The organism is Streptomyces wuyuanensis, from assembly GCF_900103455.1.
In the GTDB taxonomy this organism is placed as follows: domain Bacteria; phylum Actinomycetota; class Actinomycetes; order Streptomycetales; family Streptomycetaceae; genus Streptomyces; species Streptomyces wuyuanensis.
Genome location: NZ_FNHI01000006.1, coordinates 235,182 through 255,319, shown reverse-complemented (window position 1 = coordinate 255,319; position 20,138 = coordinate 235,182). Strand labels below are relative to the sequence as shown.

Sequence of the window (20,138 nt, the reverse complement as noted above, 5' to 3'; positions counted from 1 at the left end):
CACAGGCTGCGGAGCAGGCGAACGGATTGTGGGCGCGGCGGCGCAGAATGGGGGCATGACTGAGATCACCGAATCCACGGCGTCCGGCGCGCCTGCCGCCGTTCCCGCGGCCCCCGCCGCGGAGCGCCCGGCAGTGCCCGCTGGCGGGTCCGCGGACATGCCGGCCTGGGAGCAGCGGTTCCGCGCGCCCCGGGTCTCGCTGCCCGACTGGGCGGAGGACGCCCCGGACCGCGCTCTGTTCGTCTCGAACGCGACCGGGACGTACGAGCTGTACGCGTGGGACCGCGCCACCGGCGAACAGCGCCAGGTGACGGACCGGCCGAACGGCACGACGGACGGGATACTGACTCCCGACGGTGCGTGGATCTGGTGGTTCTCGGACACGGACGGTGACGAGTTCGGCGTCTGGATGCGGCAGCCCTTCGGTGGCGGACCGGACGAACCGGCGGCTCCGGGCCTCGAGCCCTCCTACGGCGCGGGCGCCGCGCTCGGCCGGGACGGCACGGCCGTGGTGGGCCGCTCCACGGACGAGGACGGGACGACGATCCACGTCGTACGGCCCGGCGGTGCGCCGGAGGAGATCTACCGGCACCGGGAGTCGGCGGGCGTCGGAGATCTCTCCCACGACGGGACGCTGCTCGCGCTGGAGCACACCGAGCACGGCGACGCGATGCACTCGGCGCTGCGGGTCGTCCGGCTGGACGGTACGACGGTGTGCGAGCTGGACGACACCAAGGGCGGCTCGGAGGAGCTGGGGCTGGAGGTCCTGGGCTTCGCACCGGTCCACGGCGACACCCGGCTGCTGATCGGCCACCAGCGGCGGGGGCGCTGGGAGCCCATGCTGTGGGACGTCGCGACCGGCGAGGAGACAGACCTGGCGATCGACCTGCCGGGCGATGTGAGCGCCGAGTGGTATCCGGACGGCTCCGCGCTGCTCGTCGCACACAGCTTCGAGGCGCGCAGCGAACTGTGGCGGTTCGACCCGGCCACGCGCGAGCTGACGCGGGTCGAGACGCCGGCGGGGACGGTGTCGGGCGCGACGGCCAGGCCGGACGGGACGGTGGAGTACCTGTGGTCGTCCGCCGCACAGCCGCCGAAGGTCCGGTCCACCACGGGCCGGGAGGTGCTGGACCCTCCGGGGATGGCGGCTCCCGGTTCGGTCGGAGTGGAGGACGTGTGGGTCGAGGGCCCCGGCGGCCGGATCCACGCGCTCCTGCAGCGGCCCGAGGGTGAGGGGCCGTTCCCGACGGTCTTCGACATCCACGGCGGACCGACCTGGCACGACAGTGACGCCTTCGCCGCCGCGCCGGCGGCCTGGGTCGACCACGGCTATGCGGTGATCCGGGTCAACTACCGGGGCTCGACCGGTTACGGGCGGGCGTGGACGGACGCCCTCAAGCACCGGGTCGGGCTGATCGAGCTGGAGGACATCGCGGCGGTCCGCGAGTGGGCCGTGGCCTCCGGAGTGGCCGACCCGGCGAAGCTGGTGCTGTCGGGCGGCTCGTGGGGCGGCTATCTCACGCTGCTCGGACTGGGCACGCAGCCCGATTCCTGGGCGCTGGGCCTGGCGGCGGTGCCCGTCGCGGACTACGTCACGGCGTACCACGACGAGATGGAGGCCCTGAAGGCGTTGGACCGCACGCTGCTGGGCGGCACGCCCGAGGAGGTTCCGGAGCGTTACGAGGCCTCGTCGCCGCTGACGTACGTGGACGCGGTCAGCGCCCCGGTCTACATCTCGGCGGGTGTCAACGACCCGCGCTGCCCGATCCGCCAGGTGGAGAATTACGTGGACCGTCTCGCGGCCCGCGGCGCGGTCCACGAGGTGTACCGGTACGACGCGGGCCACGGCTCTCTGGTGGTGGAGGAGCGCATCAAGCAGGTGCGGCTGGAGCTGGCCTTCGCCGAGCGGCACCTGCGCTAGCCGGTGCCGGGGTCCCGGCCGCCACCGGTCCCGGCCGCCACCGGTCCCGGTCGCCGCCGGGCCTGGGCGGCAGCCCCCGCGGACAGCCGGTGCCGAGCGGCCGGTGCCGGGCAGCGTCGGACGGAATGCCGAAGCGGGGACCCGGGAGAGGGGGAAAGCGGGGCGTTCCGTACCGTGGAGGCGTGTACCGGTTCCTGCTGACGCCCCGCTGGTGGGGAATCAATGTCTTCGTCGCGCTGGCGATCCCGTTCTGCATCTTCATGGGGACCTGGCAGCTCGGCCGGTTCGAGGACCGCGTCGACACCCACCGGGCCGCCGAGCAGCGTCCGGAACCGGGTGCGCAGGCCGCGGCGCCGCTCGCGGAGCTGCTGCCGGTGGACAAGAGCACCTCGGGGCGACTCGCCACGACCAGCGGCCGCTACGGCGAGCAGTTCCTCGTGCCGGGCCGGGAGCTGGACGGCCGGAGCGGCTCGTACGTCCTGTCGCTGCTGCACACCGACGGCGGCAGGGCCCTTCCGGTGGTGAGGGGCTGGCTGCCCTCCGGGGCGACGGCACCGCCCGCTCCGGCCGGCGAGGTGACGGTCACCGGAGCCCTGCAGGCCTCGGAGACCCAGCACACCGACGGCGTGCACACCGCGGGCGGGCTGCCGAGCGGTCAGCTCGGCATCATCAGTGCCGCCTCGCTGGTGAACCTCGTCCCGGACGACGTGTACGACGCGTGGATCACGCTCACGACGTCGCCGGAGGGGATGCGTCCGGTGCCGGCGGCCGCGCCGCAGGGCAGCGGGCTCGACCTCAAGGCGTTCCAGAACCTCGGCTACACGCTGGAGTGGTTCGCCTTCGCGGGCTTCGTGCTGTTCATGTGGTTCCGCTTCGTGCGCCGCGAGGCGGAAGCGGCCAAGGACCAGGCACTCGGGCTCGACCCGGTGTGAGCCGGCTCCACGGCCCGGCGTGATCCGGCCTCGCCTCCCGAAAGGGGGCGGGCAGGCTCGGCAACGCACCCGGCCCCGTACGACGGGTGCCGCCGGTGCGCCTCCGCATACCGAGGAGCCGCCTCCGAAGAGCCGCATCCGAGGGTCTCGTCCGAAGGTGCCGTATCCCGGGGTCTCGTCCGAAGGTGCCGTATCCCGGGGTCTCGTCCGAAGAGCCGCATCCCGAGGGGCCGGATCCGGGAAGGGCGCGTCCCCGGACCTACGTCCGGCCCGGAACGCGCCGGGGGGCGGCACCGGTCACGCCGGGCCTCGATGCGGGCGGTCAGGACGGGTTGAGGACGCCCGTGCGGTAGATCGTGCCTGCGCACGCGCCGGGGATCGTGGCCTCCGCGTTCGGGCCGCCCGACTCGGGGGTGTGGACCACCGAGATGCTGCCGTCCGCCACCGCCCCGTCGTCCAGCTGGGGCTCGGCGTTCGGAGCCGTCCCCGCCCCGTCGGTCGTGCCCGAAGCACCGTCCGTGGGCGTCGGGTCGGGCGAGGCCCCGGTCGTGGGACAGGTCTCCGAGGGGACGAAGGCGAACTTCACCTCGTACGACGCCTCGGGCTTGAGCACCATGGCGCTGATCTCCTGGGACGGGTCGGGCAGTCCGCTCGCCGCGTCGCCGGTGGTGTGCGTCACGACGCTGATCTTCGTGGCGTCCGCTGCGCCCGCCGTACGGAAGGTCACCGAGCCCGCCGCCCCGATCGAGCACTCGTTCGAGGAGACGTTGGAGATGCGGAACGTGCCGTACACCTTCCCGTCGGCCTCGGCGGCGCCCGCCTGAGCAGCGTTCACACCGAGCTGGCCCGCGTCGCAGGCGGGCGTCGAGGCGACGGCGCTGTCGGTGGGCGAGGTTCCCGTGCCGCCCGGAGTGCCCGCGGTCGCGGCGGCGTCCGGCGTGGGCGACTGCTGCGTGGCGCTCGGCGCACCGGGGGCGCTCGGCTGCCGTCCCTCGGGATCGCCGTTCGCGGCCTGCCCGCCGTCCAGGCGCTCCTCCTCACCGGTGCCGCCCTGGGCCTGCTCGCCGTGCCCGGCGTTCACCGGGCGGTCGTCGAGACCGCCTGAGCTCGCCACGTGGACGAAGGCGGGGACGGCGGTGCCGAGCAGGATCACGGACGCCGCCATGCCCACCAGGGCCTGGCGCTTGCGTGCGCGCCGTGCGGGCACCGCCCGGCGCAGATGCTCAAGGGCGCCGTCGGTGGGTTCGAGGTCGCCGACGGCGCCCTGGAGCAGCCGCCGGAGAGCCAGTTCGTCCCGGCCCCGGTCCTCGCCGCCCTCCGGGCCGTCCCCGGCCTGCGCCGGGCGGTCCTGATCCGATCCGCCCAGCAGATCGCGGAGCAGCCGGTCCCGACCCGTCGGGGCGCCGGAGGGGGTGCCCGGACCGGAGGCCGCGTCGCCTCCGGGTGTGTCACCCCCGAGCCCTCGGTCGTCCATTGCGTTCCGCGGCCCGTCGTTCACAGTCTCTTTCCCAGTCCGGTCGTTCAACGGCCCGTCCGGCCCGTAAGGCTCAGTCGTGTGCGTCCCGTCCGGCGTGTCACCGGACGAGCTGTGTGCGGCTCGTGGCACGGAGCCGTTCGGCGGGAGGTCCGTCCGAGCAGGGGCCTCCTCCCGGGCCTCCCGGGCTTCCGGGGCCTCTTGGACCTCCGGGGCCTCCCGGCGGAGGCCGGCACGCGACTCCTCCTGCGGCACATCGTGCTGCGGCAGGTCCTCACGCGGGAGGTCCTCGCCCCTCTGTTCGTGCTCGTGTTCGTGCTCGTGTCCGTGTTCGTGTCCGTGTTCGTGCCTGGTCATGCCGTGGCCTCCATGGCAACGCGCAAGGCCGCGATGCCCCGTGAGCCGTATGCCTTCACCGAGCCCAGCGATATGCCGAGCGTCGCGGCGACCTGGGCCTCCGTCATGTCGGCGAAGTAACGGAGCACCAGCACCTCGCGCTGGCGCCGCTGAAGGCCCTTCATCGCCTTGATGAGCGCGTCCCGCTCCAACTGGTCGTACGCGCCCTCCTCCGCGCTCGCCATGTCGGGCATCGGCTTGGAGAGCAGCTTCAGCCCGAGGATCCGCCTGCGCAGCGCGGACCGGGACAGGTTGACGACCGTCTGCCGCAGGTAGGCGAGGGTCTTCTCCGGGTCACGGACGCGGCGGCGGGCCGAGTGGACGCGGATGAACGCCTCCTGGACGACGTCCTCGCAGGACGCGGTGTCGTCGAGCAGCAGGGCCGCGAGACCGAGCAGCGACCGGTAGTGGGCGCGGTAGGTCTCGGTGAGGTGGTCGACCGTGGTGCCCTCGGCCGCCGATTCCTCGGCGCTTTCGCGCTGCGACGGTATGGGGGTGGAGTGCGCGGCCGGCATCGGAGCGATCACCGGCATCCCGCCGCCGGAGCCCCTGCCGGAGACAGGGGAAGGGCGGGGCCCCCGGAGCGGGAGCACCGTGGTGCCGCGGGCCGGAGCCCTACCGGCGCCCCGGATCGGGGGCATGCCCAAAGGCCGGGCGGGGACGAATGCCCTGCCGCGGAACGGGACCACCGCGGTGATGTCGAGTACCTCTGCCACGCCTGTTGGACACGCCGACCCCTCTCAGGGTTGTACGCGCACACCACCGCTTGTGACGAAGCACCATATGCCCTCATGCGCTCCCGATCTTCCCCAATGCCCCATTTGTCATGGCTTATCGCGGCACCGCGAAGGGACGACCGCATAGACGCTCCCCGCACAGCAACCGGTTGCACAGTGGCGCGAATGCATCGTCGGACATGCCATCACCCCAGTTCAAGGGGCACGTCCCGGTTGATTGATCACAGGGGGTTCACAGATCCTACAAAGATCCACCGACACACGGCTCAGAATTCGCGGGCGATCGCCTCTGCCAGCTGAGCGGTGTTCAGGGCCGCGCCCTTGCGGAGGTTGTCCCCGCACACGAAGAGGTCCAGGGCCCTCGGGTCGTCCATGGCCCGCCGAACGCGTCCGACCCACGTCGGGTCGGTGCCCACCACATCCGCGGGCGTGGGGAATTCGCCCGCCGCGGGGTCGTCGAAGAGCACCACGCCCGGCGACGTGGCGAGGATGTCGTGGGCTCGCTCGACGGTGACCTCGCGCTCGAAGCGCGCGTGCACCGACACCGAGTGGGATGTGAGGACCGGCACACGCACGCAGGTCGCGGAGACCCGGAGTTCGGGCAGATCCAGGAGCTTGCGGGTCTCGGCCCTGATCGCGAGCTCCTCGGAGGACCAGCCGTCCTCCGCGAGCTCCCCGGACCAGGGAACGACGTTCAGCGCGGTGGGCGCGGGGAACGGGCCGAGCCCGTCGCCGACCGCCCGGCGCACATCGCCAGGGCCGGTGCCCAGCTCGGTGTCCGCGACCAGCGCGAGCTGGGTGCGCAGCGCCTCGACACCGCACTGCCCGGCACCGCTGGCCGCCTGGAGGGCGGAGACGACGAGTTCGTCCACGCAGAACTCGGCGTGCAGCGCGCCCACTGTGACGATCATCGCCAGGGTGGTACAGCCCGGGCTCGCGACGATGCCGCGCGGCCGGAGCCGCACGGCATGCGGATTGATCTCGGGGACGACGAGGGGGACGCCGGGATCCAGCCGGAAGGCGGCCGAGTTGTCCACGACCACCGCGCCCTGGGAGACGGCGACCGGTGCCCACTGGGCGGCGACCGGGGCCGGTACCAGGAACAGCGCGACGTCGACCCCTGTCAGCGCCGCCTCGGAAAGGGCGACGACCTCGGTCTCCTCGCCGCGGACGGCCAGCTTCCGGCCGGCCGAACGCGGTGAGGCGACCAGGCGTATCTCGCCCCAGACGTCCGCGCGCTGGGACAGGATCTGGAGCATGACCGCGCCGACGGCCCCGGTCGCACCCACGACCGCGAGCGTCGGCTTGCGGTTCATCGCGCGACCGCCGTCGCGCGCCGAGCTGTCACCGGCCGGTGCCTCCGTAGACGACGGCCTCGTCGGAGTCGCTGTCGAGGCCGAAGGCGGTGTGGACGGCCCGGACGGCCTCCTTGACGTCGTCGGCGCGGGTGACGACCGAGATCCGGATCTCGGAGGTGGAGATCAGTTCGATGTTCACACCGGCGTCGGACAGCGCCTCGAAGAAGGAGGCGGTGACACCCGGGTTGGTCTTCATGCCCGCGCCGACGAGCGAGATCTTGGCGATCTGGTCGTCGTAGCGCAGCGACTCGAAGCCGATGGCGCTCTTGGTCTTCTCGAGCGCGTCGATCGCCTTGCGGCCCTCGGTCTTCGGAAGGGTGAAGGAGATGTCGGTGAGGCCCGTGGACGCGGCGGAGACGTTCTGCACCACCATGTCGATGTTGATCTCATTGTCCGCGATGGTGCGGAAGATCGCGGCGGCCTCGCCCGGCTTGTCCGGGACACCGACGACGGTGATCTTCGCCTCGGAGGTGTCGTGGGCGACTCCGGAGATGATGGCCTGCTCCACCTTGCGGGCTCCTTGCTCGGCGTGCGGTTCGTTGCTGACCCAGGTGCCCCGCAGCCCCGAGAAGGACGAGCGGACGTGGATCGGGATGTTGTATCGGCGTGCGTACTCGACACAGCGGTGCAGGAGCACCTTCGAGCCGGAGCTGGCGAGCTCCAGCATGTCCTCGAACGAGATCCAGTCGATCTTGCGGGCCTTCTTCACCACGCGCGGGTCGGCGGTGAAGACGCCGTCGACGTCGGTGTAGATCTCGCAGACCTCGGCGTCCAGCGCCGCGGCCAGCGCGACGGCGGTGGTGTCGGACCCGCCGCGGCCCAGCGTGGTGATGTCCTTGCTGTCCGCCGACACGCCCTGGAAGCCCGCGACGATCGCGATGTTGCCCTCGTCGAGCGCCGTCCGGATACGGCCCGGCGTGACATCGATGATGCGCGCCTTGTTGTGGACCGAGTCGGTGATCACGCCGGCCTGGCTGCCGGTGAACGACTGGGCCTCGTGACCCAGGTTTTTGATCGCCATCGCCAGCAGGGCCATGGAGATCCGCTCTCCGGCGGTCAGCAGCATGTCGAACTCACGCCCGGCAGGGATCGGGGATACCTGCTCGGCGAGATCGATCAACTCGTCCGTCGTGTCACCCATCGCCGAGACCACGACGACCACCTGGTGGCCGTTCTTCTTGGCATCGACGATTCGCTTGGCGACCCGCTTGATGCCCTCGGCATCGGCAACGGAGGAGCCTCCGTACTTCTGCACGACAAGGCCCACGTGCGCTCCTCGCTCGGTCTGTGCCGCAGTCAGCACTGCGGTCTGCGTCAGTTTAACGAGCAGCCCGGAATCGCCGCCGCCAGATCACATCGTGAGATGTCCCGCTCACAACGTGATCGTCGGCAAGGCCGGGCTGCCCGAGGATGCATCTGCCCAGGGGCCCACCGGGTACGCGGTTCTGTGGGCGGCGTCACATGTTCACGTGCGTCGCGGCGGGGCCCGGGGGCGGGGCCGCGCGGGCACCGTCCGGCCCCGGTGCCGGCCCGGCGGGACGCGCGATCCGGAAGGGCGCTTGCGTACGGCGCCGCCTCGGGTGCCGTCGCTCCACGAGGCCGACTGCCTTCGGCGCACGCCGACCTGCCGTCCCCGGCGGGGCACCCCGCAGGGCGACCGGGCGGGCGGGCGAGGACCCGACGGCTGAAGCACCGTCAACGCGGGTCGGGACCACGGCCGGCGGCGCGGGGCAGCGAAACGGGACAGTGGTCTCGGGCCTTCGCCCCGGGGCCGCGCAGGCGGATCAGATCACTGCGGCGCGGGGGCCTTCCGGAGCCCCAGCGGCGCCGCGATCTCCTCCGCCATCACCCGTCCCGCCTCCTCGGCGAGGTCGTCGTCGGCGAGGTCCTCGTCGGTGTCCAGCCCGTCCAGCTCCTGCAGCGGCTGGTCGAGGCGCACATGGGAGACCAGGGACTGGAGTGCGCGCAGCGTCGCGGAGGCGGTCGGTCCCCAGTTGGAGAAGTAGGAGAACTGCCACCACCACAGCGCCTCGGTCGTGCGGCCCGCACGGTAGTGGGCCAGGCCGTGGCGCAGGTCGGTGACGATGTCCGCGAGGTTGTCGGAGATCCGGAACGGCACCGGCGCCTTGCGGGGCTCGTACGGGTCGAAGACCTCGGAGAAGACGTCGACCGGGTCGAGGAGCCGGGCGAACCGCTCGCGCAGGTCGTCGACGTCCACGTCCGGTCCGGTGTCCGTCTCGTAGCGCTCCTCGGGAACGATGTCCTCGTGGGCTCCCAGCCTGCCGCCCGCGAGCAGCAGCTGGGAGACCTCCAGCAACAGGAACGGCACGGCGCTGTCCGGCTCGTCGCCCCGTGCCACCTCGGTGGTGGCGACGATGAAGCTCTCGATCGAGTCGGCGATCTGGACCGCGAAGTCGTCGGGGTCCTGGGTGACGGAGTGCAGCGTTGCGTCAGACATCGAGAAGTCGTCTCCCCTCGAAGGCACGCCCGAGCGTGACCTCGTCGGCGTATTCGAGATCGCCGCCAACGGGAAGCCCGCTGGCGAGACGCGTCACCTTCAGCCCCATGGGCTTGACCATGCGCGCCAGGTACGTGGCGGTCGCCTCGCCCTCGAGATTGGGGTCGGTCGCCAGGATCAGCTCGGTGACCGTGCCGTCCGCGAGCCTCGCGAGAAGCTCACGGATACGCAGGTCGTCCGGGCCGACGCCTTCGATCGGGCTGATCGCGCCGCCCAGCACGTGGTAGCGGCCGCGGAACTCCCGGGTCCGCTCGATCGCGACGACGTCCTTGGGCTCCTCGACCACGCAGATCACCGCCGGGTCGCGGCGCGCGTCCCGGCAGATGGAGCACTGCTCCTGCTGCGCGACGTTCCCGCACACCGCGCAGAAGCGGACCTTGTCCTTCACCTCGAGGAGAGCGTGGGCGAGGCGCCGGACGTCGGTCGGCTCGGCCTGGAGGATGTGAAAGGCGATCCGCTGCGCGCTCTTGGGACCGACGCCGGGCAGCCTGCCCAGTTCGTCGATGAGGTCCTGAACCACGCCTTCGTACAACGGAACGCCTCTCTGGGATTGCTTCGATGGTTACGGTAGTTGGTCCGGTCCGACCAGGGTCAAGACCGGCGCGGAAAGGGCGTCAGAAGGGGAGCCCGGGGATCCCGCCGCCGCCGAGCCCCTGAGCGAGCGGGCCGAGCTTCTGCTGCTGCAGCTGCTGCGCGTTCTCGTTGGCGGCCTGGACGGCTGCGACGACGAGGTCGGCGAGGGTCTCGGTGTCGTCCGGGTCGACCGCCTTGGGGTCGATGACGAGGCCCCGCAGCTCGCCGGAGCCGGTGACGGTCGCCGTCACGAGGCCGCCGCCCGCCTGGCCTTCGACCTCCATCGCCGCCAGCTCCTCCTGCGCACGGGCGAGGTCCTGCTGCATCTTCTGGGCCTGCTGAAGCAACTGCTGCATATTGGGCTGGCCACCACCGGGAATCACGGTCACTCCTGGCATTTCGACGTCGATTGTTCGGTAAACCGAGCCTACGTGGTCGGGGGACGGCGTGCCCCGCCCAGTGGGCACCAACCCTTTCGAGTGACTTCCGCGCGAGAAGGCGCGTCCGGCCTCTACCGGATCAGGACGCTCGTGCGGGCGGAATTACCGGGATTCCGCTCCCTGGGCCCACCGTTCGGCGGTAGGAAAGCCCTGCGCACCAGAACCCCCGCGTGCACCGCACGTCACGCAGGGTTAGCAGGACCGCGTCCGAGGCTGCGTACCGCCGTGGTCGCGGCCGCAGTCATGCACAGCCGTAGTCACGCAGAGCGCAGAGGAGTGCCCCGGTGAGTCAGCCGGAGATGCAGCCTGGGGGGTCGGCCCGGGAGGAGGACGGGGCCGGGGTCCCGGAGAACGGCGGCGCCCCGGAGTCCGGAAGCACCCCGCGCCGCGGCCGCGACCGCGGCCGTGATCTGGCCGGCCGGCCGTTCCCGCTCGGCGACTGGGGAGAGCCCGCGGAGCGCCTCGACGAGCTGTACCGCTGGGTGGAGGCCAACGCGCTGCGGACGGCGGACTGGTATCTGGCCGATCGCGTACGCAAGCGCCGTGCCGCCCGCGCCCTGCGCGCCGGCACGGTCCTGGGGGTGATCGCGGGGGCCGCGCTGCCCCTGCTGGACCTGACGGGGATGCTGGCCGGCGCGGCGGGCTGGGGGTATCTGTCGCTGCTGCTCGGCGCCGCCTGTGTGGCCTGCGACCGGTACTTCGGCCTGACCTCCGGCTGGACGCGGGACGTGGCCGCGGCCCAGGCCGTGCACCGCCGGCTCCAGAGCCTCCAGTTCGAGTGGGCCTCCGAGAGCGTCCGCGAGGTGCTCGGCCCGACGGAGGGCACGGCGAGCGAGGCGGCGGAGCGGTGCCTCACCGTGCTGCGCCGGTTCTCGGAGGACCTGACGGAACTGGTCCGCGCCGAGACGGCCGACTGGATGCTGGAATTCCGGGCCGGTCCGGCCCCGCTGCTGATGCAGTCGGCGCCGGTGCCGTCGCGCCCGGACCACTCCCACCCGTCAGGCCGCTACCCCCTGCCGCCCCCGCCCACCCGGCCGAACATGCCGCGGCAGCGCCCGCCGGAGACGCGCTGAGCCGTGTCGGACAAATCCCGCCCGGACCGGTGTCCGAGGACACCGGTCCGGGCGTGTCGATCACGAGCGTCGGCGGCGCCTGTGGTCGCTGCGGCCGGGGGGCGAGGCCCGGACCGGCCGCGGTGACGGACCCCGGCGGTCGTCCGGCTGCCGGGGAGCGGCCGGGCCGGCCGGCGGCGGTCCCGCGCGGCGTGCGCGGGCCGCCCCTCGCGGCGGACGGGGGTGGGGAGTCCGACTGGAGCGGGGAGCGGAACGGACACGGGAACGCCGGGGCCCGGCGAGGACCGGGGGTCAGCTGAAGATGATCATCGAGCCCTGGCCCAGGCTTCGGGTCGCCGCCGCGTGCAGCCCCAGCCAGACATGGCGTTCGCGGGCGAACGGGCTGTCGTCGTAGGGAATGGGACCCGCCGGTTCCTCCAGCGAGGTGGGGCGGGTGGGCGGAGCCGGGGCGGACGGGGGGTTGGCGGGGTCGATGCCGATGGACGGGGCCACGTACTCGAGTTCGCGCAGCAGGCCCTGCGAGGATCCCAGCGGGCCGCCGCCGGCGAGGAGTTCCTCGTTGGACAGGGGCTCGGGGAAGTCCACGGGCACGTAGGCGCCGGCGTGGTCGTAGTGCCACACCAGATGGGACTGCTGGGCCGTTGACTCGAACATCTCCAGCAACTGCTCGTAGTCGCCGCCCAGTTCGTCGACGGGCGTCACGGCCAGCCCGCAGAGCTGGAGGAGGTACGCCCGGCGCAGGAAGTGCAGGGCGTCGTAGTCGAAACCGGCGACCGGGGCGACGTCGCCCGAGAGGCCCGGCATGTAGGCGAAGACGGGAACGGTGGGCAGACCGGCCTCGGTGAGGGCCTTGTCGTACGAGGCGATCTCCTCGGCGAAGGGGTTGTCGGGGCTGTGGCACAGCACATCGACGAGGGGGACCAGCCAGAGGTCACAGGCCAAGACGGGCTCGCTCTCCATCGGAGTCGTAGCAGGTTGTGCGATGGTCGGGACAGCGTAGTGCTACTAGCACATCGCGCACAGTCAGCCGTCGCCGACGACCGTCCGGCCCGAGTGGCGGCACGGTGCCGGGGGTCTGCAGGTCACATACCCATCCTCGGCCCCTCCGCGCGGACCGCGGCCCGCCAGTTCCCGGCCGGGCCCCGGTGCGGCCGGTCCGGCCCGGGCGTCGCCCCGGTTCGAATCGGCCGACGGCGGCCCCGTGGGTCCCACACGGGCCCCGGTCGGCCGGCGGTCCCGCGGGTTTCACTCCGGGCGCCGCTCCAGGCGTTCGGCCCAGCGCAGGGCGAGGTCGTCGTCCGCCGCGATCAGCGCCCGGGCGGCCGCGGCGTCACCGCGGGTGATCGCGTCGACGAGCTGCTCGTGGCCGCTCCACAGCCACTCCCCGAGCTCGGGCTCGGGCTCGGCCCGCAGCCGCGGAACGGCGAAGACCCAGGACTGCACACGGAGCCGGTCGAGGAACTCGCCGATGTAGCGGTTGGTGACGAGGGCCCCCAGTTCACGCCAGAACCGCAGGTCGTAGCCGATGAGGACATTCAGGTCCCCGCAGCGGGCGGCCCGCGCGGCCTCCTCGGCGCGGCGGCGTACGGAGACCAGGGCCGCACCCGTCGCCGCGTGGGCACGGGGGGCGCCGCCCTCGCGGAAGATGCCGTCCACGATGAGCGAGCGGGCCTCGATCATGCCGCGGAAGTCCTCCACGGAGAACCGGTGCACCTGGAAGCCGCGGTGCTGGTTGGAGTCGAGCAGTCCCTGTCCGGCGAGATCGACGAGGGCCTCGCGGACGGGCGTGGCGGAGACGCCGTACTGCTCGGCGATCTGCTTGACCGTGAACTCCTGCCCTGGCCGCAGCCGTCCGGCCAGCACTTCGTCCCGCAGCGCCCCGGCGATCTGCTGCCGCAGGGTGTTGCGGGTGACAGCTCCGCTCGCGGGCATGGTGTCGGTCCCCTCCGTCCGGTTGACGGACACCCTAAGCCCCGCGGCGGCCCCGGTCCGCCCGCGTCGGCCCGGGGCTCGCGCCCGGCCGGACCGCACTCTGCCGGGCCCTCAGGCGACCGCCCGCCCGGGCTCCGCCCGTTCCGGCCCGCCCCGGCCGTCTCCCGCACGCCCCTCCGCCGTACGGCGCCCCGCCCGCACGGCGGCCTCGGCCCGCACGCCCGCCCGTACGCAGAGGGGCCGGGGCCCCCGGCCCCGGCCCCGTGCGGGGCACCTGGGCCCGGTGGCTGCGTCAGACGGTGTGTTCGTCGGCGACGGTGAGGGCCGCGTCGAGGGCCGCGAGGCCTTCCTTGGCCTCGGCCTCGGTGATGTTGCAGGCCGGGACGGCGTGGGTGCGGTTCATGTTGATGAACGGCCACAGGCCGTTCTTCTTGCAGGCCGCGCCGAAGGCGGCCATCGGCGCGGCCGCCCCGCCCGAGGCGTTGTAGGGCACCAGCGGTTCACGGGTCTCGCGGTCGCGCACCAGCTCCAGGGCCCAGAACGCGCCGAGGCCGCGCACCTCGCCGACCGAGGGGTGGCGCTCGGCCAGCTCGCGCAGGCCCGGGCCGAGCACGGTCTCGCCGATGTGCGCGGCGTGCTCGACCACCTTCTCGTCCTCCATCACCCGGATCGTGGCGACGGCGGCGGCGCAGGCGAGCGGGTGACCGGAGTAGGTCAGGCCGCCGGGGTAGGGCCGCCTGTCGAAGGTCGCGGCGATCTCGGCGGAGATGGCGACGCCGCCGAGGGGCACATAGCCGGAGTTCACGCCCTTGGCGAAGGTCATCAGGTCGGGCACGACGCCGTAGTGCTCCGCGGCGAACCAGGCGCCGGTGCGGCCGAAGCCCGCCATCACCTCGTCGAGGACGAACACGATGCCGTACCGGTCGCAGATCTCGCGGACGCCCGCGAGGTATCCGGGCGGCGGGGTCATGATGCCCGCGGTGCCGGGGATCGTCTCCAGGACGATCGCCGCGACGGTCTGCGGGCCCTCGAACGCGATCGTGTCCTCCAGGTGCTGCAGCGCCCGCGCGGACTCCTCGGCCTGGGTCGAGGAGTAGAACGGCGAGCGGTACAGGAACGGCGCCCAGAAGTGCACGACGCCCGCCGAGCCGGTGTCGGAGGGCCAGCGGCGCGGGTCACCGGTGAGGTTGATCGCCGTGGAGGTGGCGCCGTGGTACGAGCGGTACGCCGAGAGCACCTTCGCCCGGCCCGTGTGCAGCCGGGCCATGCGGACCGCGTTCTCCACGGCCTCGGCACCGCCGTTGGTGAAGAAGATCTTGTCCAGGTCGCCGGGAGTGCGCTCGGCTATCAGCCGCGCCGCCTCCGAGCGCACGTCGACGGCGAACGCCGGCGCGAAAGTGGCCAGCCGCCCCGCCTGCTCCCGGATCGCCTCGACGACCCTCGGATGCTGGTAGCCGATGTTGGTGTAGACGAGGCCGCTGGTGAAGTCCAGATAGCGGTTGCCGTCGTAGTCCCAGAAGTACGAACCCTCGGCCCCGGCCACGGCGAGCGGATCGATCAGGCCCTGGGCGGACCACGAATGGAAGACGTGGGCACGGTCGGCGGCCTTCACAGCCGCGCCGGCCTGCGGATCGGGTTCGACATGAGGGGTCATGCGGCCAGGTTAGGGAGGCCCGGGCCGGGCCGACATGGCCACCTTGTATGCCCTCGGCCACTTTCATGGGCAAGGTGTCGCGGCTCGGCACGCACGCCGCCATATTGACAGCATGCTGTCTTTATGACAGTCTTCTGTCATGGAACGGAACTCCCCCCGCAGGGCCAAGGAGGCCGGCATGACCGCCGACACGGCATCCGCCACCAGCACCGCCGCCGAGGCCGCGAAGGCCGGCGGCGTCGTCCACGTCGCCGTCTACGACACGTTCGCCGACTGGGAGACGGGGCACGCGACCGCCTGGCTCGCCCGCACCGGCCACACCGTGCGCACGGTCGGACCTGCCGCCGACAAGCCGGTCACCACACTGGGCGCCCTGCGCATCCAGCCCGACCTCGGCCTCGACGCGCTGCGGCCGGAGGACAGCGAACTGCTCATCCTCACCGGCGCCGACCTGTGGGACACGGGCGACGACCTGGCGCCGTTCGCACGCAAGGCGCGGGAGTTCCTGGACGCGGGGGTGCCCGTCGCCGCGATCTGCGGCGCCACGGCCGGGCTGGCGCGCGAGGGTCTGCTGGACGACCGGAAGCACACCAGTGCCGTGTCGTTCTACCTGGAGGCCACGGGCTACGGCGGCGGCGAGCACTACGTCGACTCCGACGCCGTGACCGACGGCGATCTGATCACGGCCGGCCCGACCGAGCCGGTGGCGTTCGCCCGCGAAGTCCTCGGCAGGCTCGGCGCGTTCGAGGACGGCAAGCTCGATGCCTGGTACCGGCTGTTCCACGACTCGGACCCGGCGGCGTTCGAGGAGCTCAACGCATGACCGGCGGCCGGAACGAGGGCGCGGCCACCGGACCGGGCGCACCGGCCCTTGCGCGGGCGGCACGGGATCCGCGGGAACAGCGGGGTCCGTGGGAACGTCCGGACCATCCGGACCAGCAGGGCCGTGAGCAGACCCGCACACTCCCGACTCCGGCTCACCCGGCTCACGATCCGGCCCCGAACGACGATCCGGACGACGTATCGGGCCATGGCTCGGGCCACGGACCGAGCGGCGAACCGGCCGTCGCACGTGCCGGCGCGACGGCCGTGGAGCGGCAGCGTCTGCTCAGCGACGCCGCCCTCAGCGTCTTCCGGCTGAACGGCCAGTTCCTCGGAGTCGCGGAGGAACTGGCCCGCCCCGCCGGGCTGACCTCCGCCTGGTGGCAGGTCCTCGGTGCCGTACTGCGCGAGCCGCTTTCGGTCGCGGGCATAGCACGGACGATGGGCATCACCCGGCAGAGCGTGCAGCGGATCGCGGATCTGCTCGTCGGCAAGGGCCTCGCCGAGTACGTGCCGAACCCGGCTCACCGCCGGGCCAAGCTGCTCCTGCCCACCGACGAGGGCCGGGCGGCGATCGAGAAGATCAACCCGGGGCACGCCGAGCTCGCGGGGCGTCTCGCGGACCGGCTCGGCGACGAGCGGTTCGCGGAGACGGTGCGGGTGCTGGAGCGGCTCTCCACCGCGATGGAGGCACTCGGATCGGACGACGAACACGAGGGTGCGGGCGCGGACGGGCCGGCCGGGGCGAGCCGGTGAGGTGACCTCCGCCTGATCCGGCCGATCCCCCAGCCCCTGGTCCCCCGGCTCGGCCCGCCCGCCGATCCCCCAGCCCCTGGTCCCCCGGCTCGGCCCGCCCGCCGATCCCGCTCCGCCGAGACGTCGTGGCGCGCCTCGGCCGTCGTGGTGTATTCGTCCACCCGTTCCCCCGGGAACCGGCGGAACGGTCGCGGGTGTCTTCCGCACGGGAGTCACAACGGGTGGGACGAGCGCGATCCGGCCTGATCCCGGCCCGATCGCGGTTGCCTGTGGGCACCGGCTCGGGGCGCACTATTCTCGTGCGATCGGGCACGCGCACACATCCGTACGCGCGCACACGTACACGCACACGTGCGTGTACGTCCACGTATGTCGGGGGAGGGGCGCTCGGCCATGGAGCAGCTGGCATCCGGAGATCCGCGCCGCATCGGGGCGTACCGACTGCTGGCCCGCCTGGGCGCCGGCGGCATGGGGCAGGTCTATCTGGCCCGCTCCGACCGGGGCCGCACGGTCGCGGTCAAGCTGGTACGGCGGGAGCTGGCCGAGCAGGAGGAGTTCCGCAGCCGGTTCCGGCAGGAGGTCGCGGCAGCCCGCCAGGTGGGCGGGGCCTGGACGGCTCCGGTGCTGGATGCGGACACCGAGGCCGAGGTGCCGTGGGTGGCGACGGGCTATGTCGCCGGGCCCTCGCTCCACTCGGTGGTCTCCGGCGGTCAGGGCAGCCCGGCCCACGGGCCGCTGCCCGAGCACTCGGTGCGCACCCTCGCCGCCGGACTGGCCCGCGCGCTCGCGGACATCCACAGCGCGGGCATCGTCCACCGCGATCTGAAGCCGTCCAACATCCTGATCACCATCGACGGGCCCCGGGTCATCGACTTCGGCATCGCCCGCGCCCTGGAGACGGTCGCGGACGGCGGGTTGACCCGCACCGGCGCGCTGGTCGGCTCTCCCGGGTTCATGGCACCCGAACAGGTCCGGGGGGACCGCATCACTCCGGCCTGCGACGTGTTCTGCCTGGGCTCGGTCCTGGCGTACGCGGCGGGCGGGCGGCTGCCGTTCGGCTCCGCGGACAGCGGCGTCCACGCGCAGATGTTCCGTATCGCCGAGGAGGAGCCCGATCTGTCCGGGGTCCCGGAGTCGCTGCGGGACCTGATACGGGACTGCCTGCACAAGGATCCCGGCGCCCGGCCCCCGCTGGAGCAGATCCGGGAACGGGCCGGCGGTGTGTCCGAGGACTCGAGCGTGCCGTGGCTGCCCGGCGCCCTCATCGCCCAACTCGGCAGCCACGCGGTGAAACTGCTGGAGGTGGAGCACCCGGAGAGCTTCGCCGACGCCCCGGGTGCGGCGGGTCCGGGGGCCGGGGCGCCGCTGCCCGGCCCCGGTCCGCGCGCCGAGGACCCCGCGCAGGACTCCCCGGCACAGGACCTCCCGGCACCGGGAGGCGGCGCACACGACTCCGCCGCAGGGGGTTCTCGGCCGCGGCACTCCACCGGCGGCGCGCAGGCCGCAGCGGGGGGCACACCGCCGCCCGGGGGCGCGCCCGCCGCCCCCGGCGGCGTCCCGGGTGCGCCGGGGGTGCACGCTCTCCCCACGATGGCCGGCCCTCCGACGCCTCCCCCGGGCCCGGCGCACACCCCGGTCCCGTCCCCGCCTCCCGGATGGGCGGCACACCACCCGGCGCCCGCCCCGTACGGCCCGCATTCCGCGGCCCCTCCGTACAGCACGTACCCGCAGTACGGGCCGCCGTCCGCCCGCGGAACGCAGCACCGGGACAGGCGGGGGACGGTGGCCCTCGTCGCCGTCGCGGTGGTGGTCGCCGTGGCCGCCGGCAGCTCGGTCTACGCGCTGATGAACGGCGAGCACACCGACACCCCCGCGAGTCCCGGCCCTTCGGCGTCCGCGCCCCGCTCTCCCGGCGCCTCCGGGGGCCAGGGCGGGCAGACGGTCGACGACACGCCCGCAGCGAAGGACTCCTCCCCCGCCGTGCGCCCCGGCGCCGTGCCGGAGGAGTACACGGGGACCTGGCAGGCCGAGTTCACGACCGCCGACGGCAACACCAACACCCGCGTCATGACCATCACCAGCGGCTCCGCCGGCGACACGGTCATGACCCTGACCGGACGGGGCGTCAACTACGACTGCCGCTGGTCGGCCACCCTGCGCGCGTCCGGCCCGCCACTCGAACTCGGCCCGACCCGGGTCACGTTCGGCGACCGGCGGAGCTGCTCGCCGGGCCAGTGGAGCCGCCTCTCCATGCCCGACGACCGCACGATCGTCCGCGAGCTGGTCGGCTCGGGCGGAGAGCCCCTCACCTACACGAAGGTGGGCTGAGCCCGACGTACGCCGTGGCCGGCCGAGGACCGCCGGCACACCCGGGCGGATCATCACCGCCGCCGTGGCGGGGGGCCGGCCTCAGCGGCGGTGCCAGCGGAGGGCGAGCGTCCCGTCCCCGCCGAGTTCGGGTTCCACCTGGGTGCCGAACGCGCGCCCGGCCCTGCTCAGCACCTCGCACAGCCAGCCGGAGTCCGTCGGCGAGGCGTGGTGGAGGGTCATCCGCCGTGCCTGCATCGGCACGATCCGCAGGGCGGCCAGTTCGCCGGTCTCCGCGTCCAGGGTGGGGAAGTACAGCAGCCGCAGGTCGTCGCGGTAGCGCTCGTAGCCCGTGATGCCCTCGTAGTCGTCGATGAGGTCGCCGCAGCCGTACAGGATGAGTTTGCCGTGGTGGACCTGGATCGGCCTGGGGTGGTGCGAGGAGTGCCCGTGGACGAGGTCCACACCGCCCTCGACGAGCCGGTGGGCGAAGGCGCTCTGGCTCTGCGACACCCCGTATCCCCAGTTCGAGCCCCAGTGGATCGACACGACCGCGAGATCGCCGGGTTCGCGCACCTCGCGCAGCCGGCGGACGAGCGCGTCGGCACTGCGGACCGACAGGTCGGGGACGTAGTCGACGCCCGGCCTGCCCTCGGCCGCCGCCCAGCGCGAGGGGACCCCGGCGGACGCCATCCCGCAGGACAGGACCAGCACCCGGCCCCCGCTCCGGGTGGCCACCGCGACCGGCCGCTGTGCCTCGGACCGGTCCCGGCCGGCCCCGGCAGGCCCGAGACCGGCCCTGCCGAGCACGTCCAGGGTCTCCTCCAGGCCGCGCCGCCCGAAGTCCAGCACGTGGTTGTTGGCGAGCGCGCAGACGTCGGGCCGCGCGGCCGCCAGGAACGGCACGTTGTCGGGGTGCATCCGGTACGTCACCGCCTTGCCCGAGGCGAACTCGTCGCTCGTCGTGACGCTGCTCTCCAGGTCGATCACGCGGACGTCGGGATCGAAGCGGTCCAGCACGCCGAGCGCCGCGCCCCAGGGCCAGGTGTAGTCGACGGGGCGCGGTATCGCCCCGTTGACCGCCTCAGCCAGCGCCACGTAGTCCCGGGCGTCCCGGATGTAGCTCTCCCGCAGCGCGGGATCGCCGGGGTGCGGAAGGATCTGGTCGACGCCCCGGCCCGGCATGACGTCGCCGCAGAGGAACAGCGTCACGGGATCCCGGCCGTTCATGCACCGATTTTCCCA

General features: G+C 73.1%; 17 protein-coding genes. 6 read left to right on the top strand and 11 right to left on the bottom strand.

All coding sequences use genetic code 11. The features are described from left to right. Window positions 1–55 precede the first annotated feature (55 nt). Together BLT82_RS11790 and BLT82_RS11785 are read left to right on the top strand one after the other, a co-directional pair. Window positions 56–1,921, top strand: a complete 1,866-nt coding sequence (locus BLT82_RS11790) for a S9 family peptidase (protein ID WP_093653859.1) — start codon at window positions 56–58, stop codon at window positions 1,919–1,921. A gap of 182 nt (window positions 1,922–2,103) precedes the next feature. Beyond that, window positions 2,104–2,853 (top strand): SURF1 family protein, encoded by a 750-nt coding sequence (locus tag BLT82_RS11785; RefSeq protein WP_093653858.1) that lies wholly within the window; start codon window positions 2,104–2,106, stop codon window positions 2,851–2,853. A gap of 322 nt (window positions 2,854–3,175) precedes the next feature. On the opposite strand, the gene BLT82_RS11780 is transcribed toward BLT82_RS11785, so the two are convergent. From BLT82_RS11780 to BLT82_RS11750, 7 genes are all read right to left on the bottom strand, one after another. Beyond that, window positions 3,176–4,327, bottom strand: coding sequence for a hypothetical protein (locus BLT82_RS11780; protein WP_244291926.1), 1,152 nt, complete (start codon window positions 4,325–4,327; stop codon window positions 3,176–3,178). Between the two features lie 353 nt (window positions 4,328–4,680). Further along, complete coding sequence (locus tag BLT82_RS11775; RefSeq protein WP_093653856.1) at window positions 4,681–5,439, bottom strand: SigE family RNA polymerase sigma factor; 759 nt, start codon at window positions 5,437–5,439, stop codon at window positions 4,681–4,683. A gap of 287 nt (window positions 5,440–5,726) precedes the next feature. Continuing rightward, window positions 5,727–6,776 carry an aspartate-semialdehyde dehydrogenase gene (locus tag BLT82_RS11770; RefSeq protein WP_093653855.1) on the bottom strand — a complete coding sequence of 350 codons (1,050 nt, stop codon included), beginning with the start codon at window positions 6,774–6,776 and terminating at the stop codon, window positions 5,727–5,729. Window positions 6,777–6,804: 28 nt separating this feature from the next. Further along, entirely contained in the window at window positions 6,805–8,085 is a 1,281-nt protein-coding gene (locus BLT82_RS11765) for an aspartate kinase (RefSeq protein WP_093653854.1), read from the bottom strand. Between the two features lie 522 nt (window positions 8,086–8,607). Then, complete coding sequence (locus BLT82_RS11760) at window positions 8,608–9,276, bottom strand: DUF5063 domain-containing protein (RefSeq protein WP_093653853.1); 669 nt, start codon at window positions 9,274–9,276, stop codon at window positions 8,608–8,610. Further along, window positions 9,269–9,868 (bottom strand): recombination mediator RecR, encoded by a 600-nt coding sequence (recR, locus tag BLT82_RS11755; protein WP_093653852.1) that lies wholly within the window; start codon window positions 9,866–9,868, stop codon window positions 9,269–9,271. Before recR ends, BLT82_RS11760 begins: the two co-directional genes overlap by 8 nt. A gap of 82 nt (window positions 9,869–9,950) precedes the next feature. After that, window positions 9,951–10,292 (bottom strand): YbaB/EbfC family nucleoid-associated protein, encoded by a 342-nt coding sequence (locus BLT82_RS11750; RefSeq protein ID WP_093653851.1) that lies wholly within the window; start codon window positions 10,290–10,292, stop codon window positions 9,951–9,953. A gap of 341 nt (window positions 10,293–10,633) precedes the next feature. Here BLT82_RS11750 and BLT82_RS11745 point away from each other — a divergent pair, with 341 nt between their 5' ends. Further along, window positions 10,634–11,422 carry an SLATT domain-containing protein gene (locus BLT82_RS11745; RefSeq protein ID WP_093653850.1) on the top strand — a complete coding sequence of 263 codons (789 nt, stop codon included), beginning with the start codon at window positions 10,634–10,636 and terminating at the stop codon, window positions 11,420–11,422. 291 nt (window positions 11,423–11,713) lie between these two features. Here BLT82_RS11745 and BLT82_RS11740 read toward each other — a convergent pair whose 3' ends face one another. The 3 genes from BLT82_RS11740 to BLT82_RS11730 all read right to left on the bottom strand — a co-directional run bounded on the left by BLT82_RS11740 (window position 11,714) and on the right by BLT82_RS11730 (window position 15,008). Further along, complete coding sequence (locus BLT82_RS11740; RefSeq protein WP_093653934.1) at window positions 11,714–12,364, bottom strand: hypothetical protein; 651 nt, start codon at window positions 12,362–12,364, stop codon at window positions 11,714–11,716. Between the two features lie 303 nt (window positions 12,365–12,667). Next, window positions 12,668–13,354, bottom strand: a complete 687-nt coding sequence (locus BLT82_RS11735) for a GntR family transcriptional regulator (protein ID WP_093653933.1) — start codon at window positions 13,352–13,354, stop codon at window positions 12,668–12,670. A 292-nt stretch (window positions 13,355–13,646) separates the two neighbouring features. After that, window positions 13,647–15,008, bottom strand: coding sequence for an aspartate aminotransferase family protein (locus BLT82_RS11730; RefSeq protein WP_093653849.1), 1,362 nt, complete (start codon window positions 15,006–15,008; stop codon window positions 13,647–13,649). 178 nt (window positions 15,009–15,186) lie between these two features. Here BLT82_RS11730 and BLT82_RS11725 point away from each other — a divergent pair, with 178 nt between their 5' ends. The 3 genes from BLT82_RS11725 (at window position 15,187) to BLT82_RS11715 (ending at window position 18,914) form a co-directional block, all read left to right on the top strand. Next, window positions 15,187–15,831, top strand: a complete 645-nt coding sequence (locus tag BLT82_RS11725; RefSeq protein ID WP_093653848.1) for a DJ-1/PfpI family protein — start codon at window positions 15,187–15,189, stop codon at window positions 15,829–15,831. Between the two features lie 266 nt (window positions 15,832–16,097). After that, window positions 16,098–16,586, top strand: coding sequence for a MarR family winged helix-turn-helix transcriptional regulator (locus BLT82_RS11720; protein ID WP_093653932.1), 489 nt, complete (start codon window positions 16,098–16,100; stop codon window positions 16,584–16,586). Window positions 16,587–16,979: 393 nt separating this feature from the next. Further along, window positions 16,980–18,914, top strand: coding sequence for a serine/threonine-protein kinase (locus BLT82_RS11715; protein WP_093653847.1), 1,935 nt, complete (start codon window positions 16,980–16,982; stop codon window positions 18,912–18,914). An 81-nt stretch (window positions 18,915–18,995) separates the two neighbouring features. Here the strand turns inward: BLT82_RS11715 and BLT82_RS11710 are convergent, their stop codons facing one another. Next, window positions 18,996–20,123: a CapA family protein gene (locus tag BLT82_RS11710; protein ID WP_093653846.1), complete on the bottom strand. Its 1,128-nt coding sequence runs from the start codon at window positions 20,121–20,123 to the stop codon at window positions 18,996–18,998. Between the last annotated feature and the right edge of the window lie 15 nt (window positions 20,124–20,138).